Origin of the sequence: Dactylosporangium sp. NPDC005572, from assembly GCF_040605515.1 — a bacterium.
Taxonomy (GTDB): Bacteria; Actinomycetota; Actinomycetes; order Mycobacteriales; family Micromonosporaceae; genus Dactylosporangium.
Map to the genome: position 1 here is coordinate 1 of NZ_JBEXCY010000128.1, position 17,762 is coordinate 17,762.

Genomic DNA, 17,762 nt, shown 5'->3' on the forward strand with positions numbered 1-17,762 from the left:
CCGCGCCATGGCCGACCAGGCCCGCACCATCCGCATCCCGGTGCACATGGTCGAGGTCATCAACAAGCTCGGCCGCATCCAGCGCGAGCTGCTCCAGGACCTGGGCCGCGAGCCCACCCCGGAGGAGCTGGCCAAGGAGATGGACATCACGCCGGAGAAGGTGCTGGAGATCCAGCAGTATGCCCGGGAGCCCATCTCGCTCGACCAGACCATCGGCGACGAGGGTGACAGCCAGCTCGGCGACTTCATCGAGGACTCCGAGGCCGTCGTGGCGGTCGACGCCGTGTCGTTCTCACTCCTGCAGGACCAGCTCCAGCAGGTGCTGCAGACGCTCTCGGAGCGCGAGGCGGGCGTGGTCCGGCTGCGCTTCGGCCTCACCGACGGCCAGCCGCGCACGCTGGACGAGATCGGCCAGGTGTATGGGGTGACCCGCGAGCGCATCCGGCAGATCGAGTCCAAGACCATGTCCAAGCTGCGCCACCCGTCCCGCTCCCAGGTGCTGCGCGACTACCTGGACTGATGTTCGCTTTCAGCGGATCCGGGCTGTCCCTTTTGGGGCAGCCCGGGTGTGTTTCGGGTCACGGTGGGCATTACAAGGCTGTGGCGCCGCGCCAACCCACTTGTGATCGCAGCCGGGTCGCGATAGGAAGGGCTGGCGGGGGTGCGATCGACCCCCGCGAGGCTCGACGGAAATGTGACATCGGTCCCGCACAGCAACTGGGAACGATGTCGGGCAACCTGGTGTTGAACCAACTGTGAACGACGCAAGGAAGCGTTCGTCGGTGACGATCAGAGGAGGAAGGCGATGACCCCGACTCTCACGCCGCCGCCGGAGACGGCAGCGCCCCCCGCCGCCGATGAACGGTGCGACCGCTGCAACGCGGCAGGGAAACTTCGGGTCAGGCTCGCCGAGGGAGGCGACCTGATCTTCTGTGGACATCACGCCAACAAGTACGCTGACGAGCTGGTCAAGATTGCGGTTGAGGTAGCCGTCGCCCCGGACTTCACGTGGCGCGGGACCGAGCTTTCAGCCAGCTGACCTAATACCAGCACCGCCGCAGGGCGCCTCTCGGGGCGTCCTGCGGCCTTTTCGTGTCCAGCCGCACCGCGCCGGCCACCGAGCCGCCCCCATGATCATGGGAACGATATGGCTGTCATGGCAGCCAGAAACTTCCCACGATCATGGCCTATCGCCCGCGACTCGCGGAGTCGGCCGACAATTCTGGGCGACATTTCCGAAATGTCGCCCAGAATGGACCCGGCAACGCAGTCCGGACCTCGCATAAGCGACATTTCAGAAATGTCGCTCGACTTACAGCGTCTGGACCGTGGCTATGCGCTCTTCCAGCTGCTCGATCGTGGCCTGGGCGCTGGGCGGGCCGCCGCACAGGCGGCGGAGCTCGGCGTGGATCTTGCCGTGCGGCAGGCCCGTGCGGTGATGGTGGGCCGCCACCAGCGTGTTCAGCTGGCGGCGGAGCACGATGCGGCGCTCGCCGGCTGTGCGGGGCTGCGGCACCACCGGGGCGGGCTCCGGGGCGGCCTCCGCCGTCGCGCCCCGGCGCTTCGCGGCGGCCAGCTGCTCGGCCTGCCGCTTCGAGAGCAGCGCCGAGACCTGGTCGGGGGTCAGCAGGCCGGGCAGCCCGAGGTACTCCTCCTCCTCGGCCGTCCCCGTCTGCGCCGGGATGCCGAAGGTCGCGCCGTCGAAGATGACCTGGTCGAGCTCCGCGGTCGCCGAGAGCGCCTCGAAGCGCTTCTCCAGCTCGCCACTCGCATCCTCCTCGCGCTGGGCCCGGGCCAGCTCGTCGTCGTCGAAGCCCTCCTTCGTCTTGGGCTCGCCGAGGACGTGGTTGCGCTGGGCCTCCAGCTCGCTGGCCAGCTCCAGGAGGTGCGGGACGCTCGGGACGAAGACGGTCGCGGTCTCACCGGTGCGGCGGGCGCGGACGAAGCGGCCGATGGCCTGGGCGAAGAAGAGCGGGGTGGAGGCCGACGTGGCATACACGCCGACGGCCAGGCGGGGAATGTCGACGCCCTCGGACACCATCCGGACGGCGACCATCCAGCGCTCCTGCGACGCCGAGAAGGCGGCGATGCGGCCGGAGGCGCCGACGTCGTCGGAGAGGACGACGACCGCCTTCTCGCCGGTGACCTCGCCCAGGACCTTCGCATAGGCGCGGGCCGACTGCTGGTCGCTCGCGATGACCAGGCCGCCCGCGTCCGGCATGCCGCCGGCGCGGAGGTTCTGGAGGCGGGAGTCCGCGGCCCGGAGGACCTGCTGCATCCAGTCGCCGGTCGGGTCGAGCGCGGTCCGCCAGGCCTGCGCGATGAGGTCCTGGGTCATCGGCTCGCCGAGCCGGGCCGCCAGCTCGTCGCCGGCGGAGGTGCGCCAGCGCGTCTCCCCGCTGTAGGCGAGGAAGATCACGGGGCGCACGACGCCGTCCTGCAGTGCCTCGGAGTAGCCGTAGACCGTGTCGGCGCGGGAGCGTTGCAGGCCGTCGGTGCCGCGCTCGTACTGCACGAACGGGATCGGGTTCTCGTCGGAGCGGAACGGCGTCCCGGTGAGCATGAGCCGGCGCACGGCGGGCTCGAAGGCGGACTTGACCCCGTCGCCCCAGGAGCGGGAGTCGCCCGCGTGGTGGATCTCGTCGAGGACGACGAGCGTGCGGCGGGTGATCGTGCGCCGCTTGTGGACGGCGGGGGCGATGCCGACCTGCGCGTACGTGACGACGGTGCCGTGGAAGTCGGACGCCGCGTGGACGTCGGAGTTGCGGAACCCGGCGTCGAGGTCGATGCCGACCCGGGCGGCGGCCTCGGCCCACTGGGTCTTGAGGTGCTCGGTCGGGGTGACGACGGTCAGGTTGTCGATCGTGCCGTCACCGAACAGCTCGATCGCGACGCGCAGCGCGAACGTGGTCTTGCCGGCGCCGGGCGTCGCGACGGCCAGGAAGTCTTCGCGCTTGCCCCGCAGGTACTCCATGAGAGCCTTGCGCTGCCACACCCGGAGCGTCTGACCTTGTTGCACCACCGGACGCGGCGGCATGCGCACCCTCCCCCTGTAGCAAGCCACACGAAAACGCCCCCGGGTCTGGCGACCGCGAAGGCGTCCTACAGCTTAGTCGGCGCGGCCGGTCCACGGGCCGGCACGCGCCGAACGTCACGAACTCGAATCGTCGTTCTGGACGACGTTCTCGTAGATGTCCTTGCAGACCGGGCACACCGGGAAGCGGGTCGCGTCGCGTGACGGAACCCACAGCTTCCCGCACAGCGCCCGGACCGGAGTGCCGTTGACCATGGCCTCCATCATCTTGTCCTTCGGCACGTAGTGGGAGAACTTCTCGTGGTCGCCTTCGTCGTACCGGTAGTCGGTCTGCTCTTCGACGCGCTGGTCGGTGAGGGTCCCGCCACCGCTCTCGGGTGTCGTCGTCACGGGTCCAGTCTGCCAGGCGCGGCGCCGGAGGGCCCGTTCAGGCGGGGCTATCGTGGGCAGGTGATCAACCACGTCATCCGCTACGGCGCGCACGTCGCGACGGCCCAGGAGGCCGGCGCGCCGATCGTCGCCCTCGAGAGCACGATCATCTCGCACGGCCTGCCGCGCCCGGCGAACCTGACCGTGGCCAAGGAGATCGAGGCCACCGTGCGCGCCGCCGGCGCCGTCCCCGCGACGATCGGCATGATCCGCGGCGAGATCGTCGTCGGCCTCGACGAGGACGAGATCGCCCACCTCGCCGCCAGCGACGACGTCGTCAAGCTGTCGGTGCGCGACCTGGCGCCGGCGGCGGCCGCACGCAGGGACGGCGCCACGACGGTCGCCGCGACCTCCGCGGTGGCCGCGAAGGCCGGCATCCCGGTGTTCGCCACCGGCGGGCTCGGCGGGGTGCACCGCGGCGCGGCGAGCACGTTCGACGAGTCGGCCGACCTGACCGCGCTCTCCCGGCTGCCGATCGCGATCGTCTGCGCGGGCGTGAAGTCGATCCTCGACGTCGGCGCGACGCTGGAGCGGCTGGAGACGCTGGGGGTGAGCGTCGTCGGGTACGGCACGCGCCGCTTCCCCGGCTTCTACCTCACCGACAGCGGGTTCGACCTCGACTGGTCGGTGGACGACCCGGAGGGCGTCGCCGGGATCCTCCGGGCGGCCCGCGCCCACGACGTGCACGGCGGGGCGCTGGTCGTCGCCAACCCGCTGCCGGCGGACGAACAGCTCGACCCCGCGCTGCACGACCGGGTGCTGGCCGAGGGCCTGGCCGGGCTCGAGCGCGAGGGAGTGACCGGCAAGGACGTCACCCCGTACCTGCTGAGCCACTTCCACGAGGCGACCGAGGGCCGCAGCCTCGACGTCAACGTCCGGATCATCCTGCGCAACGCCGACCTGGCCGCCCGCATCGCCGCCGCCCTGTGACCGTCGTCGTGATCGGTGACGTGGTCACCGACATCCTGACCGTCCACGAGGGACCGCTCGCGATCGGCTCCGACACGATCGCGAGCGTGCGGATCAGCGGCGGCGGCTCGGCCGCCAACACCGCGGCCTGGCTCGCGCACGCCGGCCAGGCGGTGACGTTCGCGGGGGTGGCCGGCCAGGACGAGCCGGGCGACGCGCGCCTCGCCGAGCTCCACGCCGCCGGGGTCGCCACGTCGGTCCGCCGGGTGCCGGGCCGGCCGACGGGAACGGTCGTCGTGCTGACCTCGGACGCGGAGCGCACGATGTTCACCGACCGGGGCGCCAACCGCCTGCTGTCGCCGGACGACGTCGACCGCGCGCTGGCCACGCCGGGTGCGCGGCACCTGCACCTGTCCGCCTACGTGCTCTTCGACGCCGACTGTGCGCCGGCCGGGCGCCACGCGCTCGCGGAGGCCCGCCGGCGGGGCCTGACCACCAGCCTGGACGCCGCCTCGGCCGCTCCATTGCAGCGGGCGGGTTCCGCGGTACTGCCATGGGTCGATCTTCTCCTGGCCAACCTGGACGAGGCGGTCGTCATCGCGGGCCGTCCCGGGGACCCGGCGGAGCTCGCGCCGGCGCTGCTCGCGCACGCGGGTGAGGCGGTGGTGAAATCCGGCCCGGGCGGCGCGACCTGGGTCGGCCCGGGCGCGGCGCCGGTCCACGTCGCCGGCGTCCACGTGCCGGAGGTCGTCGACCCGACCGGCGCGGGTGACGCGTTCGCGGCCGGTTACCTGGCCGCCCGCCTCGCCGGCGCCGACCCCGCCACGGCCCTCCACGCGGGCAACGAACTCGGCGCCCGAGCGGTGTCGAAACTCGGCGGCCGCCCGTAGCGCCTAGTCGACGTCGATGACCTTGTGCTCGCGCTCGGACAGCGCGTGGGACGGGTCGGGGTGGGACGTCGGCGCCTTGTGCAGGCGGTTGCGGAGCTGGTGCTCGGGGCGCGGCGCCTTGTCGTTGGCCAGCAGGACGGCTGCCCACGGCAGGAACACCGCGCCCACCAGGCACAGCGTCACCCAGAGCCAGAGCAGCGGGGGCCGGGCCGCGACCAGGATGGCCGCGACCACGATGCACGCCGCGCGCAGGAGCATCATCAGCACGTAGCGCACTTCACGCGCGCGAAGCTCCTGCTCGGGGCTCGTCGCCGCGTCAGTGATCAGCTGCGGTCGCTCCCTGCGTGCCATGCTCCCGAGTCTGCCACGCCAGGCTCCCGGGTGGGATGCCAGGTGTGCTCAGCCGTCGGTGGGTTTTACCGGCGCCGCACCGGCCCCGACCCCGACGGCACCCTGCTCGCGCTGGGTGGTGCCGGTCGCCAGCAGGTCGCGGATCTCGGTGAGCAGCCGGACCTCGTCGCTGGGCGCCGCCGGCTCCGGCTCGATGCCCCGCTTGCGCCGCTCGGCGAGCTTGTTCATCGGCAGGACGATCAGGAAGTACACGGTCGCCGCGGTGAGCAGGAAGGTGACCACCGAGTTGACGAAGCCGGGCCAGTTGAGCACCTGGTCACCGAGCTTGACGCCCTGCGCCTTGTCGTCGACGCCGATGCCGCCGGTGAGCTTGATCAGGGGCTGAAGAAAGCCCTCGGTGAAGGCCGTCACGACGCCGTTGAAGGCGGCACCGATGACGACGGCGACGGCAAGCTCGATGACGTTGCCGCGCGAGATGAAGTCCCTGAATCCCTTGAGCACGTAGGCACCCTACGACCGCCGGCGCGGGTGTGCACTATGCGTCGGGTGTGTCGGGTGACGGCACCTGTCGTCGGCACCGTCGACGTCGACCCGTCCACACTGGACGGCGTCCAGGTGACGGCCCTGGAGGGCTAGCCCTTGGCCTTGGCGGCGGCCTTCACCGACTGCTTGAACTCGCGCACCTTGGCCAGCGACTCGGTGTCGGTGATGTCGGCGACCGACCGGTGCGAGCCGACCTCCCCGTACGCGCCGGCGGACTCGCGCCAGCCGTCGGGCTGCACGCCGTACTGCTTGCCGAGCAGCGCGACGAAGATCTGCGCCTTCTGCTTGCCGAACCCGGGCAGCGCCCCGACCCGCTTGAGCAGCTCACCCCCGGTCTCCACCCCGTCCCAGAGCCCTTCCGCCGCGCCGCCGTAGCGCTCGACGAGCACCTGGCAGACCTCCTGCACCCGGGCCGCCATGGCCTTCGGGAACCGGTGCAGCGCGGGCGTCCGCCCGAAGATCTCCACCAGCGCCTCGGGGTCGAACCCGGCCAGCTCCACGGCGCTCGGCTCATGCCCGAGCCGCTCCGCGAGCACGTAGGGCGACGAGAAGGCCTTCTCGAGCGGCACCTGCTGATCCAGCACCATCCCGATCAACAGCGCGAGCGGGCTGCGCGTGAGGTACTCGTTGGCGGCATCGTCAATCGGCAACGTCATGGCCATGACGACATCCTGCCCGCGGGGCGCCCCGATCGTCACCTGTTTCCCGGTAGCTCACGACTACGCTTGGGGCACACGAGGCTGGAGGTGACATGGCGACGCTCGAGCGACCCCGCATCGAACAGCGCACTCCGGAAGACCTGGTTCGTGACGTCCAGCGCGGTGTGGTGCGGATCCCCCAGTTCCAGCGGGGGTTCAAGTGGGAGGCGGGCGACGTCGTCAAGCTGTTCGACAGCATTCTCCGCGGGTTCCCGATCGGCAACCTCCTGCTGTGGCGACGCCCCGCACCCGCTCAGGTGCTCCACGTCGGGCCGTTGACCATCGAGGCACCAGAGCTCGACTCGGCCCTGTGGGTCGTCGACGGCCAGCAACGCATCACCTCGCTCGTCGGCGCCCTGATCGCCGCCCACACCGCCACGGACCTGCGCTTCCGGGTGCACCTGGACCTGGACACCGGCGAGTTCCACACCGCGGGCACGCGGCAGCAGCCGCCGAACGCCTGGATTCCGGTCAGCTTCCTGCTCGACACCGCGACCCTGCTGCGCTGGATGCGGGAGAACGGCGAGTGGCTCTCGGACGATCAGCTCAAGCTGGCGGACCTGGCGGCGAAAGCGATCCGGGAGTACCAGATCCCCACGTACGTGGTGACCACCGACGACGAGAAGCCGCTGCTGGACATCTTCACCCGGATGAACAATGCCGGGAAGCGGCTCACGAAGGCCGAGATCTTCCAGGCCCTGCACTCCCAGACCGCCGGCGACGCGCCGATGACCCTGGCGGCGATCGGCCGTGGGCCGGCCGATCTTGGCTTCGGCGCGTTCGACGACCAGCTCGTGCTGCGCTGCGTGCTCGCGTACCGCGGTGGCGACATCTTCCGCACCGACTTCGCAGACGAGTTCGAGTCGGCCGAGGAGCAGGCCGAGACGTTCGGCGCGTTGGCCGCGAACCTGCGGGACGTGGTGGCGTTCCTACGAGGCGTGGCCGAGATCCCGCACGTGAAGTTACTGCCGTACTCCAACGTGGTCCCGGTGCTCGTCCGTTTCGTCCGGCTGCACGGTGCCCCGGAGGGCCGTGCGGCGACGCTGTTGCGGCGGTGGGTCTGGCGCGCCGCGGTGGCCGGCACCCGTGCGCGCGGCCAGAGCGTCGCCGACATGCGCGGGCAGATCAGCGCCGTGAAGCGATCGGATCCGGTGGCGGCGGCCAGCGCCCTGCTCGAGCGGGTGCCCGCAGACACCCGCTTCACCGCCGAGCTTGACAAGGTGCACTTCAACCAGGCGATGGCCAAGATCAACGTGCTCTGCCTCTGGTCCGCCGAGCCGCGCGAGCCCGCAACCGGCACACCGGTCGACATCGCCCGGCTACTGGACGAAGGCAGCCCGCTCCGGCCGATCTTCGAGGGCACGGAGCCCGCCCTGGCCGGCACGATCGCCAACCGCGTCATCGCCGCCCAAGGTCCGGCCGCGACACTCCGGAAGGAACTGGCCGCGGCATCGCCGGAGGTGGCCGAGAGCCACCTGCTCGACCGGACGGCCCAGACGCTGCTGGCCGGGCCGTCACCCGCCGCGTTCCTCGAACGGCGCGCCGCCGCCCTGACCGCCGCGTTCGAGCGACACGTCGACCGCATGGCGGAGTGGGGGGCACGCGACGGCCGGTCGATCGCCGATCTGCTGAGGACGGGCTGAGTGACGACGACGGCGGAGGTCCGCCTCCACGGGCGGCACGTCGGGCTCCTGCGTTACAACAAGGGGGGCGCCGAGTTCGCATACGAGGACGATCTCGCCGACCCGGATCACCGCACGCTCGGGCAGATCTTCGAGGACGACCCGCGGGCGTTGCGCCGGGTGAGGACAGGCGTTCCCGACTGGTTCGCGAACCTGCTGCCCGAAGGCGCGCTCCGCCGGCAGATCATCCGTGAGCTGGGCGGTGGCAACATCGGTAACTTCACCCTGCTGTTGAAGCTGGGCGCCGACCTGCCCGGTGCCGTCACGGTCCATTCGGACACCTTGCCGGACGACGACGTGGCCTCGGACGCGCCGCGCGACCTGCCGGACCATCCGCTTCGGCACTCGCTCGCCGGGGTACAGCTGAAGTTCTCCGTCGCCACCGACCGCCTGACCTCGCGGGTGAGCGGAGCTGGCGGCTGGTGGATCGTCAAGCTGCCCGACCGGACGTTCCGCGACCTGCCCGCGAACGAGTACCTGACGATGAGATGGCTGGCCGCGATCGGGTGCGACGTGCCGGCGGTCGACCTCGTGGCCGCGAAGGACATCGCGGGCATCCCGGAAGGGCTGGCGGACCCGGCCGAACGGCTCTACATCATCGAGCGGTTCGACCGGACGCCGGCAGGGCGGGTCCACGTCGAGGATTTCGCGCAGGTCGCGGACGTCGGCCCGATGTTCAAGTACGGCGAGCCCGGCCAGTCCTACGACGGCCTCGGCGCGGCGGTCGCCCGCTTGTGCGGTCCGGCGGCGTACTTCGACTTCATCCAGCGGCTGGCCGCAATGATCGTGATCGGCAACACCGACGCCCATCTCAAGAACTGGGCACTGCGCTACGCCGACGGACGCACGCCCGGCCTCGCGCCCGTGTACGACTTCCACTCACTGACCATCTACAGCCAGTACCGGTACCAGCCGCTCTCGTTGAGCATCAACGGCCAGAAGGCCCCCAACGGCATCACGCTGGACGACTTCCGGCGGATGGCAGAACGGATCGGCGAGGACCCCGAGGCGACGGCGCGGGTCGTCGGCGACACCGTCGAGCGGATGCGGGCCGCCTGGGACGATGAGCTCCTGGACGAGGCGCGCGGGCGGTTCGAGCCGCTGGCCAGGCACTACGCGGAGCGGCTGCGCTCGCTGCCGATCAGCACGGGGCCGACGGGCGGGTGAGGGAACCCGCGAGGAGTGCTGGCCGGGCACGGTGCGCAGCTCTCGTTGCCGAGTGGGCCGGGCGGCGGAGGGCCGGGTTCAGGCGGGGGCCGGCCTGAGGAAGTGCTTCGTCATCTCGGCGAAGAGGGCGAAGCGGTCGGTCATGTCCTGGGACGGGTCGAGCAGCCACTGGATCTGCAGGCCGTCCATCACCGCCAGGACGAGCGACGCCAGGGTCTCCGCGTCGGCGTCGCCGCGGAAGGCGCCGCCGGCCTGGCCGCGGCGGATCGCTTCCGCGGTGCCGGTGCGGATGCGCCCGTAGCGGTCGGCGAAGTACCGGTGGGCGGGGTGGCCGTCGCTCACGCTCTCGCCGACGAGGACCGTGAACAGCTGCACCAGCTCCCGGTTCGTCGCGTTGCGGTCGACGATTCCCTGGAGCGCGTCGAGGGCCGCGGGGCCGCCGCGGTGCCACCCCTCGGTGCCGTCCAGCAGCGCGGCGCCCTCGCGGTCGCGCTCCTCCAGCACGGCCAGGAGCAGCGACTCCTTCGTCGGGAAGTGGTGCAGCAGCCCGGGCTGGGTCAGGTCGGCGGCGGTCGCCACGGCGGCGAGGGGGCCGCCCCGGTAGCCGTCGCGGGCGAAGACCGATGTCGCCGCGCGCAGGATGGCGTCGCGAGCCCGCGCGCCGCGGGCGGACGAGGACGGGCGCTTGGTCGACCGGGGCATGCGATCACTGTACGGGAAGCGCTCTCCCAACCGATTTGTACGAAATTTCGGACACCGCCGCCCACTGTTACACAATCGCAACAATGCGACTTTCCCGAGTGGGCGGTAGGGATCGACAGCACCGCCACCAGCGGTTTCCCGAGGTCGACTTTTGCTGAGATCGAGCAAAGTTCGGCTCGGCAAGACCTTTCTTTCGGTTGAGCGCCCAACTACCTTCTGCGACACGCACAAACGGCGGCCCGCGGCAAACGGGCCGGTTCCGGGACGTATCGGCGGCGTCCCGACCCATCTTTCCCTGCCTGGACGCTCACCTGACACGGAAGTGGATCTCTCATGCGCCAAGAACCCAGCATCACCCGCCGCCGCCTGCTCGGCAGGTCCGCCGCCGCCGCGGCGGCCATCAGCGCCGCCGGCCTCCCGGTGTTCGCCACCGGCACCCCGGCCCTCGCCCACAACGGCGGCGACAACAACGGCGACGGGAAGCGGCTGAAGGTCGAGCCGCTCGTGCCCGCGAAGAACCGCGGCATCATCCTGTTCAGCGTCCGGGACCGGATCGGCGCCGCCCCGGACGACAGCGGCATCCCGTACGGCTTCGAGCGCGTCCTCGCCCGCCTGGCCGAGATCGGCTACAAGGAGATCGAGTTCGCCGGCTACAACCAGCACACCAGCATCCTCGGGCGGCAGATCACGCCGGCCGAGATCCGCAAGATCCTCGACGACAACGGGCTCGTCGCGAACGGCACGCACACCCAGATCAACGCGGCCACCTTCGACCAGCAGCTCGACATCGCCGAGACGCTCGGCATGAAGAACATCGGCACCGGCTCCGACCCGGCGAACAGCGTGTACACGTCGGACTGGGACACCGCCGCCGACCTGTGGAACGAGCTCGGGCGCAAGGCCGCCAAGCGCGGGATGCGGCTGTACACCCACAACCACGACGCCGCCTACAGCTTCCTGCTGGACAGCGGGCCGCTCGACGCGAACGGCAAGCCGACGCGCTCGTCCGGCAAGCGGCGCCTGGAGTATTTCTTCGACAAGACCGACCCGCGGTATGTCTTCTTCGAGATGGACATCTACTGGGCGCACGTCGCCCGGTACAAGCACCAGAAGTACACCGACAAGTGGGGCCGCGAGCAGACCGACCTCTTCGACCCGATCATCACCGTGGCCGAGCGGACCAAGCGGTTCCCGCTGTTCCACGCCAAGGACGGCAACAAGAACACGACGCTGCCCAACGGCTACGAGATGACGCCGCTCGGCGAGGGCGACATCAACTTCCAGCAGTTCTTCCAGACCATCGGCGAGCAGGACTTCCACCACGCCAACTGGGAGCAGGACACGGCGCCCGGCGGCACCGCCGCGCCCGGCCAGTCGCTGGACTTCGCCGGGCTGAGCTACACGAACCTGTCCGAGCTCACGATCTACAAGCAGCGCTGACCGCCATGCGGCGCTTCCTGGCCGTACTGCTCGGGGCCGCGCTGGTCGTTCTCGGCGCGCCCGCGGTCGCCTACGCAAGCAAGGGCGGCAGCTACAACGTGCTCGTCTTCACCAAGACCGCCGGCGTCCGGCGGGCCTCCATCCCCGACGGCGTCGACGCCATCCAGCGGCTCGCCCGCACGAACGGCTTCAAGGTCACGGTCACCCAGGACGCGGGCGCGTTCACGACCGCCAACCTGGCGAAGTTCCGCGCCGTCGTCTTCCTCAACACCACCGGCGACGTGCTGAACGCGGCCCAGGAGACCGCGTTCGAGCAGTACATCAGGCAGGGCGGCGGCTGGATCGGCGTCCACGCCGCGGCCGAGACCGAGCCGGACTGGCCGTTCTACCAGAGCCTGGTCGGCGCCCGGGTCTCCGGCGCGTCGGTGGGCGCCGGCGTGGTCGACGTCGCCGACCGGGCGCACCCGTCCACGAAGGACCTGTCGCGGAAACTGCCGCTCACCGAGGAGTGGTACGACTTCACGGCCAACGTCCGCGGCAGCGCGCACGTGCTCGCCACCCTCGACGAGGCCGACCGGTCCGACCACCCGATCGCGTGGTGCAAGGACTACCAGGGCGGGCGCTCGTGGTACACCGGAATCGGCCACACCAGCGGCTCCTATCGCAACCCGCAGGTCCAGCGCCACCTGCTCGGCGGCATCGCGTGGGCGGCCGGGGCCACCGCGGGCGACTGCGGCGCGACGGTCGTCGGCAACTACGAGAAGGTCACGCTCAACGACGAGCCGGGCGAACCGATGTCGCTCTCCGTCCTGCCCGACGGCCGGGTGCTGCACAACACCCGCGGCGGCGAGGTCCGGCTCTACGACCCGAAGACCGGCGCCAGCCCGGTCATCACGACGATTCCGGTGTACCAGCACGACGAGGACGGCCTGCAGTCCGTCACCGTCGACCGCGACTTCGCGCGGAACCGCTGGGTCTACCTGTACTACGCGCCGCCGCTCAGCACCCCCGTGGACAACCCGGCCACGCCCGGCGTCAACGAGGGCGACGCGCCGGCGACCAGCACGGACCCCACCGTGTGGGACAAGTTCAAGGGGTACAACCAGCTGTCCCGCGTGAAGTTCGTCGAGACGCCCACGCCGCACCTGGACATGTCGACCGAGCAGCAGATCCTGCGCGTCGACACCGACCGGGGCATCTGCTGCCACGTCGCCGGTGAGGTCAAGTTCGACGGGAAGGGGCTGCTGTACCTCGTGACCGGCGACGACACCAACGCGGGCGGCTCCGACGGGTACACCCCGATCAACGAGTCGCCGACGCAGGGTCCCGGCTACGACGCCCAGCGGTCCGCGGGCAACACCAACGACCTGCGCGGCAAGCTGCTGCGGATCAAGGTCGGGGCCGACGGGCGGTACTCGGTCCCGCCGGGGAACCTCTTCCCGGAGGCGCAGGACAAGGACAACAAGACCCGGCCGGAGATCTTCCTCATGGGCCTGCGCAACCCGTTCCGGTTCGACGTCGACGACCGCGGCACGGTGTACGTCGGCGACTACTCCCCCGACTCGCGCGTGCCCGACCCGGCGCGCGGGCCCGAGGGCACCGGCCGCTGGTTCGCCACCGACGAGGCGGGCAACTACGGCTGGCCGTACTGCTACTCCCCGGACCTGGCGTACGTGGACTTCGACTTCGTCACGCGCACGTCGGGTGCGAAGTTCAACTGCGCGGCGCCGGTGAACGACTCGCCGCGCAACACCGGCCGCAGCGTGCTGCCGAAGGTCGCGCAGCCCGACTTCTGGTACACCTACGAGGCCCGCACGCCGTGCCCGGCCGGGCTGTCGTGCGACTTCAAGTGGCCCGTCATCGGCACCGGCGGCGTCGGGCCGCACGGCGGGCCGGTCTACAACTACGACAAGCGCCTCGCGTCGCCGACGAAGTTCCCGGAGTACTACGACAACGCCGTCGCCTTCGGGGAGTTCACCCGCGACAAGATCTTCATGATGCGCACCGACGGCCGGGGCAACCTCGTCGGCGTCGAGCAGCTCCTGCCCGGGTTCGTCTTCGACAACCCGATGGACCTGGAGTTCGGCCCTGACGGGCAGCTGTACCTGCTGGAGTACGGCGACGGCTTCTTCCGGGCCAACCCGGACGCGCAGCTGTCGGTGATCCGGTACGTCAAGGGGACCCGCTCGCCGGTCGCGTCGCTCGTCGCCACGCCGACGTCCGGCCAGGCACCGCTCACCGTCCAGTTCGACGGCAGCGGCTCCTACGACCCCGACCCGGGCGAGTCGATCTCCTACGCCTGGGACTTCACGAGTGACGGTACCGTCGACAGCTCCTCACCGACGGCCTCGTTCACGTACACGGCCAATGGCGTCTACACGGCGAAGCTGACCGTGACCGACTCCACCGGCAAGACCGCGGTGCTCACCCGGTCGATCAGCGTCGGCAACACGGCACCGACCGTCACGGTCACCACGCCGATCGGCGGCAGCTTCTTCAACTGGGGCGACCAGGTGCCGTTCACGATCACCGTCACCGACCCCGAGGACGGTCCGATCGACTGCGGCCGGGTCACGGTCACGTTCGTGCTGGGCCACGACGACCACGGCCACGGCGACGCCTCCACCACCGGCTGCACGGGCGTGCTGCCGACCCCGGCGGACGGCGCCGACCACGCCGGCGGCTACCTGTACGGCGGCATCAGCGCCAGCTACACCGACCTGGGCGGCGGCGGCCAGCCGGCGCTGACCACGGTCGGCCAGACGATCATCCAGGTGCGCCGCCAGCAGGCGGAGCACGCCAAGGTGCAGACCGGCGTGACCACCGCCAACACCAGTGACACCGGCGGCGGCCTGCACGTCAACGCCATCGACCCGGGCGACGCCATCGCCTTCGAGCCGATCAACCTGGGCGGCGTCAGCACGGTGACGCTGCGGCACTCCGGCGGCTCGGCGGCCACGGCCGGCACCCCGCGGGCGGTCGTCGAGCTGCGGCTCGACAGCCCGACCGGCCCGGTCGTCGCCACCGCGACGCTGAACGCCACGACCGGCAACAACGACTGGACCAGCACGGCGGTCCCGGTCGCCCAGCCGGCCGGAAGCCACCGGCTCTACGTCGTCTTCGCGGCCGCACCCGGCGGTCCGGCGACGTCGCTGGTCAACCTGAACTGGCTGGAGTTCAACGTCTGACTCACGTCAGGGGCCGTGCCCGAAACCGGCACGGTCCCTGACAATTTCCGGCAGTTCACCGAGCATCGGGTCAGTACGTTGGTCCGATGCTCGGGACCGCCGCCTTCAAGACCGTCGCCGTGAGAGCCGCTCTGACGTGGACGGTGTTCGTCATCGCCGCCGTCGTGTCGTCGGTGCTCGTCCTGCTGCGGCCGATCGGGCAGCGCCTCTCCGACCTGCACATCTACTACGGCGCCGCCTCCACCGTGAACGCCGGTCGGCCGCTGTACTCCTACGTCGCCGAGAACGGCGGTCCGTTCACGTACCCGCCGTTCGCGGTCCTGCTCTTCCGGCCGTTCACGCTGCTGCCCGAGGGCGCGGTGCAGTTCGTCTGGCTGGTCGCGACCTGCCTCGCGGTCGTCGCCATCGCCCGCGCGGTCGGCCGCGGCCTGGGTGCCGGGCCGCTGGCGGTGGCCGCGATGGCCTGCGCACTGCTCGTCTCGGCGCCCGTGCAGAGCAACCTGCGCTTCGGTCAGGTGAGCATCTTCATCGTCCTGCTGGCCCTGGTCGACGCGATGAACCTGGTCCCTTTGCGGTACCGCGGCATCCTCGTCGGGGTCGCGGCGGCCATCAAGCTGACGCCGCTGCTCTTCGTCGTGTACTTCCTGTTCACCCGCCGCTACAAGGACGCCGCCCGGGCGCTCGGCGCGTTCGTCGCCTGCGCGCTGCTCGCGGCGCTGGTGCTGCCGGCGGACTCGTGGCGGTACTGGACCGGCACCATTCTCCAGACGTCGCGCATCGGCGACCTCGCCTCGCTCGGCAACCAGTCCGTCCACGGCATGCTCCTGCGGGTCGGGGTCTCCCCCGCCGCACTGCCCCTGATCTGGGCCGGGCTCATCGCGGTGATCTGCGGCCTCGCGCTGCTGCGGGCGCGCAAGCTGCAGGCCTCCGGCGACCACGTGCGCGCCGCCGTCCTCGTCGGCTGCGCCACCGTCGCCGCCTCGCCGGTGTCGTGGACGCACCACCAGGTGTGGACGGTGCTCGCCGCGATGCTGCTGGTGGCCACGGAGGGGGCGTGGCGGCGGGCCGCCGGGTGGGTGCTGCTCGCGGTCATGACGCTGTCGTTCGGCGCGGTGCTGCGTGGGATTTCGACGTACCCCGGGTGGCAGTTCCTGCTGGAGAACGCGCGCTCGATCGGGCTGGTGCTGGTGTGCCTGGCGGGCTTCGGCGGCGCGGCGGTCGTGAGCGCGCGGCGCGGCCGGACCGCGGTGGCGTTCGTGGCGGCGGCGCTGGTCGTGCTGGCCCTGACGCCGCTGCCGGCGGGCGCGGACCCGACCTTCAAGGCGTACTCGGCGGGGGACCTGACGAACCCGCGGTACTTCTACTTCAGCGCCGACCCGCTGCCCGGCGAGCCGGTGCGGTTCCTGGTCCGGCGGGAGAAGACCAAGGTCCGGGTCAACGGCGTGGCCGGCGACTCGGTGGCGGGGCTGCGCTTCACCTCGGCCCCCGGTGGGCTGGCCCGCACGGTACCGCTGCTGTCGCTGGACTCCGGCATGCGGACGTTCTCGTTCCGCAGCGCGAACCTCGCGCACGGCCGCCTGGAGGCGCTGGCTCCGGACGGCGCGGTGGTCGCGGTGTACACCGAGTTCTAGCGCTTCATCTCCGCTCCGGTCTCCAGCACGGTCTTGAGGCCGGAGACCACCCGCGACCAGGTCTCGTCGCGCTCCGGGTCGGCGTCGCGGTCGAGGTCGTCGCAGGTCAGCGCGGCGCGGGTGAGGCCGGGCTCGACCTCGGCGACCTCCCAGGTGAGCCAGCAGTGGACCTCCTGCTCCCGGCCGGTGCCGGTGAACAGGCTGTGCACGAGCAGCTGCTCCGGTACGACATGGATGATCTCACCGTGCAGCGCGTCGGTGACCGGTCCGATGCTGGCCCTGTAGACGATCCTCTCTCCGGGCATGAACGCCGACTCGACGGCGCACCCTAAGTAGAACCGCCGGGTGATGTTCGGTTCGGTGAGCGCGCGCCACACCTGCTCGGCGGTCGCGGCGATGTACAGGCTGAACGTCTGGGTCCTCATGACAACCGATCCTCCGCACTCCGCTTGCCTCCGACTTGAGCTCCACTTGGCTCGGGCGCGATGATCGGCCACGTGGAAGAACTCATTGCAGCATTGGAAACGCAGGAGGAGCGGCTCCAGTTCAGCCGCTTCGACAACGACGACGCGTGGGCGCTGGGCTGCCTGCTGGTCGACCTGGCCCGCGACCGCGCCCTGCCGATCACGATCGACATCCGCCGCCACGGCCACCAGCTCTTCCACGCCGCCCTGCCGGGCACGGCCCCGGACAACGACCGCTGGATCGAGCGCAAGATCCGCGTGGTCGAGCGCCTGAACACGTCGTCGTACCTGGCCGGCCGCCGCCTGGCGGCAAAGGGCGCGAGCTTCGACGAGAGCTACGGCGTGAACCCAGCCGACTACGCCACTCATGGCGGCGCCTTCCCAATCCGCGTCCGCGACGTGGGCGTGGTAGGCGTGGTAACGGTCTCAGGCCTCCCCCAAGCCGACGACCACGCCCTGGTGGTAGAGGCCCTAACCCAGTTCCTAACTCGCTGACCCCCACCAAGCCGCGGCGGCTACATCCACCCTGATGCATCACTTCTGATACATCACTTCTGATGCATCAAAACGGATGAAAGCCACACCCACCAGAAAGCGGCACGACCCCAAACCGGCGCGCCCGGGCCCGGCGCGG

At 70.8% G+C, this 17,762-nt stretch carries 17 protein-coding genes; 10 read left to right on the forward strand and 7 right to left on the reverse strand.

Going from position 1 to position 17,762, the window contains the following annotated elements; all coding sequences use genetic code 11:
• On the forward strand, nt 1–520 hold a 520-nt coding region (locus ABZS66_RS40710), incomplete at its 5' end, for a sigma-70 family RNA polymerase sigma factor (RefSeq protein WP_157517632.1).
• Nucleotides 521–805: 285 nt separating this feature from the next.
• Nucleotides 806–1,039, forward strand: coding sequence for a hypothetical protein (locus ABZS66_RS40715; protein ID WP_354767447.1), 234 nt, complete (start codon nt 806–808; stop codon nt 1,037–1,039).
• Nucleotides 1,040–1,312: 273 nt separating this feature from the next.
• Here ABZS66_RS40715 and ABZS66_RS40720 read toward each other — a convergent pair whose 3' ends face one another.
• Both ABZS66_RS40720 and ABZS66_RS40725 read right to left on the reverse strand, forming a co-directional pair.
• On the reverse strand, nt 1,313–3,037 hold the full coding sequence (locus ABZS66_RS40720; protein ID WP_354767449.1) for a DEAD/DEAH box helicase: 1,725 nt from the start codon (nt 3,035–3,037) through the stop codon (nt 1,313–1,315).
• Nucleotides 3,038–3,151: 114 nt separating this feature from the next.
• Nucleotides 3,152–3,424, reverse strand: a complete 273-nt coding sequence (locus ABZS66_RS40725) for a DUF3039 domain-containing protein (RefSeq protein WP_354767451.1) — start codon at nt 3,422–3,424, stop codon at nt 3,152–3,154.
• 60 nt (nt 3,425–3,484) lie between these two features.
• Here ABZS66_RS40725 and ABZS66_RS40730 point away from each other — a divergent pair, with 60 nt between their 5' ends.
• Together ABZS66_RS40730 and ABZS66_RS40735 are read left to right on the forward strand one after the other, a co-directional pair.
• Complete coding sequence (locus ABZS66_RS40730; protein WP_354767453.1) at nt 3,485–4,393, forward strand: pseudouridine-5'-phosphate glycosidase; 909 nt, start codon at nt 3,485–3,487, stop codon at nt 4,391–4,393.
• Nucleotides 4,390–5,262 carry a sugar kinase gene (locus ABZS66_RS40735; RefSeq protein ID WP_354767455.1) on the forward strand — a complete coding sequence of 291 codons (873 nt, stop codon included), beginning with the start codon at nt 4,390–4,392 and terminating at the stop codon, nt 5,260–5,262. Before ABZS66_RS40730 ends, ABZS66_RS40735 begins: the two co-directional genes overlap by 4 nt.
• A gap of 3 nt (nt 5,263–5,265) precedes the next feature.
• On the opposite strand, the gene ABZS66_RS40740 is transcribed toward ABZS66_RS40735, so the two are convergent.
• The 3 genes from ABZS66_RS40740 to ABZS66_RS40750 all read right to left on the reverse strand — a co-directional run bounded on the left by ABZS66_RS40740 (nt 5,266) and on the right by ABZS66_RS40750 (nt 6,818).
• On the reverse strand, nt 5,266–5,613 hold the full coding sequence (locus tag ABZS66_RS40740; protein ID WP_354767457.1) for a DUF3099 domain-containing protein: 348 nt from the start codon (nt 5,611–5,613) through the stop codon (nt 5,266–5,268).
• Nucleotides 5,614–5,661: 48 nt separating this feature from the next.
• Nucleotides 5,662–6,114 (reverse strand): large conductance mechanosensitive channel protein MscL, encoded by a 453-nt coding sequence (gene mscL / locus ABZS66_RS40745; RefSeq protein WP_354767459.1) that lies wholly within the window; start codon nt 6,112–6,114, stop codon nt 5,662–5,664.
• Nucleotides 6,115–6,245: 131 nt separating this feature from the next.
• Nucleotides 6,246–6,818, reverse strand: coding sequence for an HhH-GPD-type base excision DNA repair protein (locus tag ABZS66_RS40750; RefSeq protein ID WP_354767461.1), 573 nt, complete (start codon nt 6,816–6,818; stop codon nt 6,246–6,248).
• Nucleotides 6,819–6,907: 89 nt separating this feature from the next.
• Between ABZS66_RS40750 and ABZS66_RS40755 the strand changes: the two genes are divergently transcribed.
• Nucleotides 6,908–8,497 (forward strand): DUF262 domain-containing protein, encoded by a 1,590-nt coding sequence (locus ABZS66_RS40755; protein WP_354767463.1) that lies wholly within the window; start codon nt 6,908–6,910, stop codon nt 8,495–8,497.
• The gene (locus ABZS66_RS40760; RefSeq protein WP_354767465.1) at nt 8,498–9,703 is read left to right on the forward strand and encodes a HipA domain-containing protein; all 1,206 of its coding nucleotides are present in this window, start codon (nt 8,498–8,500) and stop codon (nt 9,701–9,703) included.
• Between the two features lie 78 nt (nt 9,704–9,781).
• On the opposite strand, the gene ABZS66_RS40765 is transcribed toward ABZS66_RS40760, so the two are convergent.
• Complete coding sequence (locus ABZS66_RS40765; protein WP_354767467.1) at nt 9,782–10,405, reverse strand: TetR/AcrR family transcriptional regulator; 624 nt, start codon at nt 10,403–10,405, stop codon at nt 9,782–9,784.
• 333 nt (nt 10,406–10,738) lie between these two features.
• On the opposite strand from ABZS66_RS40765, the gene ABZS66_RS40770 reads away from it, so the two are divergent.
• The 3 genes from ABZS66_RS40770 (at nt 10,739) to ABZS66_RS40780 (ending at nt 16,664) form a co-directional block, all read left to right on the forward strand.
• Nucleotides 10,739–11,845, forward strand: a complete 1,107-nt coding sequence (locus ABZS66_RS40770; RefSeq protein ID WP_354767469.1) for a TIM barrel protein — start codon at nt 10,739–10,741, stop codon at nt 11,843–11,845.
• Between the two features lie 5 nt (nt 11,846–11,850).
• Complete coding sequence (locus tag ABZS66_RS40775; protein WP_354767471.1) at nt 11,851–15,033, forward strand: ThuA domain-containing protein; 3,183 nt, start codon at nt 11,851–11,853, stop codon at nt 15,031–15,033.
• Between the two features lie 86 nt (nt 15,034–15,119).
• Nucleotides 15,120–16,664, forward strand: coding sequence for a glycosyltransferase 87 family protein (locus ABZS66_RS40780; RefSeq protein ID WP_354767473.1), 1,545 nt, complete (start codon nt 15,120–15,122; stop codon nt 16,662–16,664).
• Here the strand turns inward: ABZS66_RS40780 and ABZS66_RS40785 are convergent.
• Nucleotides 16,661–17,089 carry an SRPBCC domain-containing protein gene (locus ABZS66_RS40785; RefSeq protein WP_354767475.1) on the reverse strand — a complete coding sequence of 143 codons (429 nt, stop codon included), beginning with the start codon at nt 17,087–17,089 and terminating at the stop codon, nt 16,661–16,663. The genes ABZS66_RS40780 and ABZS66_RS40785 overlap by 4 nt on opposite strands.
• 60 nt (nt 17,090–17,149) lie before the next feature.
• Between ABZS66_RS40785 and ABZS66_RS40790 the strand changes: the two genes are divergently transcribed.
• The gene (locus tag ABZS66_RS40790; RefSeq protein WP_354767476.1) at nt 17,150–17,623 is read left to right on the forward strand and encodes a heme-degrading domain-containing protein; all 474 of its coding nucleotides are present in this window, start codon (nt 17,150–17,152) and stop codon (nt 17,621–17,623) included.
• Nucleotides 17,624–17,762: the final 139 nt, after the last annotated feature.

Excerpts from the sequence above, each read along its gene's own strand:
- ABZS66_RS40715 (WP_354767447.1), top strand. The coding sequence starts at position 806 with ATGACCCCGACTCTCACGCCGCCGCCGGAGACGGCAGCGCCCCCCGCC.
- ABZS66_RS40720 (WP_354767449.1), bottom strand. The coding sequence starts at position 3,037 with ATGCCGCCGCGTCCGGTGGTGCAACAAGGTCAGACGCTCCGGGTGTGG.
- ABZS66_RS40740 (WP_354767457.1), bottom strand. The coding sequence starts at position 5,613 with ATGGCACGCAGGGAGCGACCGCAGCTGATCACTGACGCGGCGACGAGC.
- ABZS66_RS40750 (WP_354767461.1), bottom strand. The coding sequence starts at position 6,818 with ATGGCCATGACGTTGCCGATTGACGATGCCGCCAACGAGTACCTCACG.
- ABZS66_RS40755 (WP_354767463.1), top strand. The coding sequence starts at position 6,908 with ATGGCGACGCTCGAGCGACCCCGCATCGAACAGCGCACTCCGGAAGAC.
- ABZS66_RS40765 (WP_354767467.1), bottom strand. The coding sequence starts at position 10,405 with ATGCCCCGGTCGACCAAGCGCCCGTCCTCGTCCGCCCGCGGCGCGCGG.
- ABZS66_RS40770 (WP_354767469.1), top strand. The coding sequence starts at position 10,739 with ATGCGCCAAGAACCCAGCATCACCCGCCGCCGCCTGCTCGGCAGGTCC.
- ABZS66_RS40775 (WP_354767471.1), top strand. The coding sequence starts at position 11,851 with ATGCGGCGCTTCCTGGCCGTACTGCTCGGGGCCGCGCTGGTCGTTCTC.
- ABZS66_RS40780 (WP_354767473.1), top strand. The coding sequence starts at position 15,120 with ATGCTCGGGACCGCCGCCTTCAAGACCGTCGCCGTGAGAGCCGCTCTG.
- ABZS66_RS40785 (WP_354767475.1), bottom strand. The coding sequence starts at position 17,089 with ATGAGGACCCAGACGTTCAGCCTGTACATCGCCGCGACCGCCGAGCAG.
- ABZS66_RS40790 (WP_354767476.1), top strand. The coding sequence starts at position 17,150 with ATGATCGGCCACGTGGAAGAACTCATTGCAGCATTGGAAACGCAGGAG.